Here is a 5,918-nt window from a genome sequence, read left to right on the forward strand (position 1 = left end):
ACCTCTCGATCGAGCAGGTGGTGCACACGCTGATCGAGGCGGTGGTGCTCGTCTTCGTCGTGATGTTCATCTTCCTGCAGAACTGGCGCGCGACGATCATCCCGACGATCGCGGTGCCGGTCGTCCTGCTCGGCACCTTCGCCGTGCTCTACATCGCCGGCTATTCGATCAATACGCTAACCTTGTTCGGCATGGTGCGGGCGATCGGCCTGCTCGTCGACGACGCGATCGTCGTGGTCGAGAATGTCGAGCGCCTGATCGAGACGGAGGGCCTGTCGCCCAAGGAAGCCGCCCGCAAATCGATGGACGAGATCACCGGCGCGCTGGTCGGCATCGCGATGGTGCTGGCGGCGGTGTTCCTGCCGATGGCTTTCTTCGGCGGTTCGACCGGCGTGATCTATCGCCAATTCTCGATCACGATCGTCTCGGCGATGGCGCTCTCGGTGATGGTCGCTTTGATCCTGACGCCCGCGCTCTGCGCGACGATCCTCGAGACGAAGGAGCAGAAGGAACGGAAGGCGAAATCGGAGCTGTTCGGCCGGCTGTTCGGCTGGTTCTTCGACTGGTTCAACCTGCACTTCAATCGCAACGCCGATCGCTACCAGAATAGCGTGCGTTATGTGGAGCATCACCGCGTGCGCGCCTTCGTCGTGTTCGCGATCATCTGCGCCGGGCTGGCCTTCCTGTTCTATCGGCTGCCGACCGGCTTCCTGCCCGACGAGGATCAGGGCTATGCCTTCGCGCTGGTCAATCTGCCGCCGGGCGCGACCGCCGCGCGCACCGATGCCGCGCTGGCCCAGGTGCGCGATCACTTCCTCAAGGATGAAGGCAAGAATGTCGAAGGCGTGTTCACCGTCTCGGGCTTCAGCTTCACCGGCCAGGGGCAAAATGCGGGCCTCGCCTTCGTCCGCCTCAAGGAGTGGAACGACCGCAAGGGCTCGGCCAACAAGTCGATGGCGATTGCGGGCCGCGCGATGGGCGCCTTCTCCAGCTTCCGCGACGGGCTTATCTTCGCGATCATCCCGCCGTCGGTGCAGGAATTGGGCAATGCCACCGGCTTCGATTTCGAGCTGACCGACGTCGCCGGCATCGGCCATGATCGGATGGTCGCCGCGCAGGGGCAATTGCTCGGCATGGCGGCGAAGGATCCGCGCATCGCCGGGCTCCGTCCCAACAGCCTGCCTGACCAGCCGCAGCTCAAGGTCGATGTCGACCAGGACAAGGCGCAGGCGCTCGGCGTGGATATCGCCGATGTCAACAGCACCATCTCGGCCGGGTGGGGTAGCGCCTATATCAACGACTTCATCGATCGCGGCCGCGTCAAACGCGTCTTCGTCCAGGCGGATACGCCCTACCGGATGGCGCCGGACGACCTCGCCTCCTTCTACGTGCGCGGCACCGGCGGCCAGATGGTACCTGCCTCCACTTTGGCCTCGACCCGTTGGCAGGCCGCGCCGGTTCAGTTGAACCGCTATAACGGCGTGCCCGCGATGGAATTGCTGGGCGTACCGGGGCCGGGCCAGAGCTCGGGCACCGCGCTCAAGGCGATGGAGGAATTGCAGGCCAAGCTGCCGCCCGGCACCGGCTTCGAATGGACCGGTCTGTCCTATGAGGAACGGCTGGCCGGCGGGCAGGCCAAGATGCTCTACGGGCTGTCGCTGCTGATCGTCTTCCTGTGCCTCGCCGCCTTGTACGAAAGCTGGTCGGTGCCGGTCTCGGTGATGCTGGTGGTGCCATTGGGCGTGTTCGGCGCGGTGCTTGCGGCGACGCTGACCGGCGTCAACAACAACATCTATTTCCAGGTCGGCCTGATCACCACGATCGGCGTGTCGGCCAAGAACGCTATCCTGATCGTCGAATTCGCCGAGGAACGGATGCGCGAAGGCATGAACGCGTTCGACGCCGCGGTCGCCGCCGCGCGGCTGCGTCTGCGCCCGATCCTGATGACCAGCTTCGCCTTCGTGTTCGGTGTGTTCCCGCTCGCGATCGCCACCGGCGCGGGTTCGGGAGGGCAGAATGCGATCGGCCGTTCGGTGGTCGGCGGCATGCTCGCCGCGACCGTGTTCGGCATCTTCTTCGTACCGATGTTCTTCGTCGCGGTCCGCAGCCTGTTCGCGCGCCGCAACGAGAAGAATGGCGATGGGACGGAGGCCGAGGCATGAAGCGGCTCCTCCCCCTGACGGCCCTGCTGCTCGCCGGCTGCGACCTCGCACCGCACTATAACCGCGCCGGCCTGCCCGCGCCGGCGAGCCTGCCGAGCGGCGGAATTTATCCCGTCGCGGCGACGCCCGCGACGCAGGCGCCCGATCTTGCCTGGCAGGATTTCTTCGTCGATCCCGCGCTGCGCCAGGTGATCGCGACCGGCCTCGCCAACAACCGCGATCTGCGCGTCGCGCTCGCCAATGTCGAACAGGCGCGCGCGCAATATCGCGTCCAGCGCGCCGACCTCTTGCCGACGATCGGTGCCAATGCGGGCGCAACCTATGCGCGCGGGTCGAGCGCGCAGACGGTGCCGGGCGTCGGCCGCACCAGCCATATCTATTCGGTCGATGCCGGCTTCTCGGCGTTCGAGATCGATCTGTTCGGCCGCGTGCGCAACCTGACCAAAGCCGCGCTCGACCAATATCTCGCGACCGAGGAAGGTGCGCGTGCGACCCGGATCACTTTGATTTCCGAGATCGCGTCGGCCTATCTCACCATGGCGGCCGATCAGGACCAGCTCCGCATTTCGCAGAGCACGCTCGAAAGCTTCCGCCAGACGGTCGATCTGACCACTGCCCAGTTCGACCATGGCGTGATCTCGGAACTCGAGGTGCGCCAGGCGCAGACCAATTACGAGCAGGCGCGCTACGACATCGCCGCGCTCCAGACGCAGATCGCGCGCGACCAGAATGCGCTCAACCTGCTCGTCGGCACTACCGTCGCCGCCGACCTGCTGCCGACCGCTCTGGACGACCATGGCTTCACCCTGGCCGATCTTCCCGCGGGGCTGAGCTCGGACGTGCTGCTGCGGCGGCCCGACGTGCTGCAGGCTGAGGACCAATTGAAGGCGCAATATGCCAATATCGGCGCGGGGCGCGCGGCCTTCTTCCCGCAAATCTCGCTGACCGCACTCGCCGGCACGCTCAGCAGCGGGTTGTCGGGCCTGTTCGACCACGGCAATTACACCTACCAGGTGGCGCCGGCCGCTAGCCAGACGATCTTCGATTTCGGCCGCAACGCCGCCAATCTGCGCTACGCCAAGGCCAGCCGCGACGCCGCGCTCGCCACCTACGAGAAAGCGATCCAGACCGCCTTCCGCGAGGTCGCCGACGCGCTCGCCGAACGCGGGACGATCGACGAGCAGCTGACCGCACGCGCCAATCGCGTCGAGGCGGCGGGCACCGCGTACAAATTGTCCGACGCGCGCTATCGCTCGGGCGTCGATCCGTTCCTGACCACCCTGGATTCGCAGCGGACCTTTTACGCGGCGCAGCAGAATCTGGTGCAGACGCGGCTCGATGCCGCCTCCAACCTGGTCGAACTCTACCGCGCGCTCGGCGGAGGGCTGCGCTCCCACTAGAATTCGTCATTGCGAGCCGCGCAGCGGCGAAGCAATCCAGGCCCGCACTACTGCCGCACGACCACCCCGCCCTTCATCACCAGCTTCACCGCCTTCACGGCCCCGACATCCCGCGTCGGATCGCCCTCGACCGCGACGATATCCGCCAGCAGCCCCGCCTTGAGCGAACCCACGTCGGGCAAATGCAATATACGCGCATTGCCCGACGTCGCCGCGATCAGCACCGCGATCGCCGGCATACCCGCCTGCTGCATCAGCACCATCTCACGCATATTCTCGCCATGCGGGAACACGCCGACGTCACCGCCCATGCAGATCGGCACGCCCGCCGCGAGCGCCAGTTTGAAGCTGCGGCGATTTTCCTCGACCGCGGGCGGCGCGGGCTCCTGCCCGGTCCAGCCGCGATAGCGCGACACCGCGTCCGACGCCGCCAAAGTCGGGCAGAGCGCGATGCCCTTGTCGTGCATCGCCTTGAAGATCTCCGGCGTGCCGCCATAGCCATGCTCGATCGTGTCGACCCCCGCCGCGATCGCGCGGCGCATGCCTTCGGCGGTGGCGGCATGGACCGCCGCAATCCGTCCGGCATCGTGCGCGGTCGCCGCCCCCGCCGCCAGCTCCGCCTCGGTCAGGGTCGCGCGGCTCGGCTCCTTGGGCATATAATGATAATCGGCGTACATCTTCACGACGTCGGCGCCGGCCGCGATCTGGTCGCGCGCGGCGCGGACCATGTCGTCGACCCCGCTCACCTCCTGCGCGCCCTGCGGGATCTTCACCCCCGGCTCGAAGCCCTTCGGGCCGTAAGCGCCCTCGGCCACGATCGCCCTGGTCGCGACGATAAGGCGCGGCCCCGGCACGATCCCCTGGTCGATCGCCTGCTTCAGTCCGACGTCCGCGAACCCCGCACCTTCCGTCCCGAGATCGCGCTCGCTGGTGAAGCCCGCCAGCAACGTGTCGCGCGCATGCACGATCGCGCGTGCGGTGCGGACCGCGAGCGGCTCGTGCAGCACCTGATCGTCCCAGCTCGCCTCGTTATAGGGATGGAGGAACAGATGGCCGTGGCCTTCGATCATGCCGGGCATGATCGTGTCGCCGGGCAGGTCGATCACGCGCGTGCCTGCCGGTGTCGCCAGATGCGGCCCGACCGCGGCGATGTGGTCGCCTTCGACCAGCACCTCCCAGCCGGAATGCGCCGCCGCCCCGTCGAACAATAAAGCGCCGCGCAGCAGGATCGCGGGGTCGGCCGCATGCGCCGAGGTGCCGAGCATCAGCATCAGAACCAGCAAGCCTTTGCGCATCTCCGCCTCCCTTGCCGCCCGCCTCCGCGCGCGCGATACAATGTGCATGGATAAAGCGACGCCCGGGCTCCGCAAGCTGATCCCGCTCCTCGGAGCATTGCTGGCCACATCGGCAGTCGCACAACCCGCCGATATCCCCCGTCTCCAGGCCGAGGCGCAGCGCGTCACGATCACGCGCGACGATTGGGGCATCGCCCATGTCGTCGGCCGCAGCGATGCCGACGCGGTGTTCGGCGCGATCTATGCCCAGGCGGAGGACGATTTCGGGCGGATCGAGGCCAATTACCTGACCGCGCTCGGCCGTACCGCCGAAGCCGAGGGCGAAGGCGCGATCTGGGCCGACGTGCGCCAGCGCCTCTACGTCGACCCCGCCGACCTCCAGGAGCGCTACCGCTCAAGCCCGACATGGCTACGCGCGCTGATGGACGCCTGGGCCGACGGGCTGAATTACTATCTCGCCACCCACCCGGACGTGCGTCCCAAGGTGCTCACCCATTTCGAACCATGGATGGCCTTGAGCTTCACCGAGGGCAGCATCGGCGGCGACATCGAAAGCATCTCGCTGACCGAGCTCAAGGGCTTCTATGGTGGCATGTTCGAGCCGAAGACCGCGCTCGAAACCGGCCGGGAGGCGCGCGAACCGCGCGGATCGAACGGGATCGCGATCGCGCCCGAAAAGACCGCCGGCGGCCATGCCTTGCTGCTGATCAATCCCCACACCAGCTTCTATTTCCGCTCCGAGCTGCAGATGACGAGCAGCCAGGGCCTCAACGCCTATGGCGCGTCGACCTGGGGCCAGTTCTTCATCTATCAGGGCTTCAACCCGGACATCGGCTGGATGCACACCTCGTCCGGCGTCGACAATATCGACGAGTTCGCCGAGACGGTCGAGCGCCAGGGCGGCAACCTTTTCTATCAGTATGGCCGCCAATATCGGCCGATGACGATGGTCCCGATCACAATCCGCTACCGCAAGCCCGACGGCAGCCTCGCCAATTTCAGCCTCGTCACCTTCCGCACCCAGCACGGGCCGATCGTCGCCGCGCGCGGCGGCAAGATGA

4 protein-coding genes are annotated in these 5,918 nt (G+C 66.7%); 3 read left to right on the forward strand and 1 reads right to left on the reverse strand.

Annotated elements, in window-relative coordinates; translation table 11 throughout:
* Both VK533_RS11420 and VK533_RS11425 read left to right on the forward strand, forming a co-directional pair.
* On the forward strand, positions 1–2,162 hold a 2,162-nt coding region (locus VK533_RS11420; RefSeq protein ID WP_324377706.1), incomplete at its 5' end, for an efflux RND transporter permease subunit.
* Positions 2,159–3,562 carry an efflux transporter outer membrane subunit gene (locus VK533_RS11425; protein WP_324377708.1) on the forward strand — a complete coding sequence of 468 codons (1,404 nt, stop codon included), beginning with the start codon at positions 2,159–2,161 and terminating at the stop codon, positions 3,560–3,562. The genes VK533_RS11420 and VK533_RS11425, both read left to right, overlap by 4 nt.
* Before the next feature lie 47 nt (positions 3,563–3,609).
* On the opposite strand, the gene VK533_RS11430 is transcribed toward VK533_RS11425, so the two are convergent.
* Positions 3,610–4,857, reverse strand: a complete 1,248-nt coding sequence (locus VK533_RS11430) for an amidohydrolase family protein (RefSeq protein WP_324377710.1) — start codon at positions 4,855–4,857, stop codon at positions 3,610–3,612.
* A 46-nt stretch (positions 4,858–4,903) separates the two neighbouring features.
* On the opposite strand from VK533_RS11430, the gene VK533_RS11435 reads away from it, so the two are divergent.
* A partial coding sequence (locus VK533_RS11435; RefSeq protein WP_324377712.1) for a penicillin acylase family protein occupies positions 4,904–5,918 on the forward strand: 1,015 nt, incomplete at its 3' end.

It is taken from the genome of Sphingomonas sp. (assembly GCF_035317925.1).
Lineage (GTDB): Bacteria > Pseudomonadota > Alphaproteobacteria > Sphingomonadales > Sphingomonadaceae > Sphingomonas_I.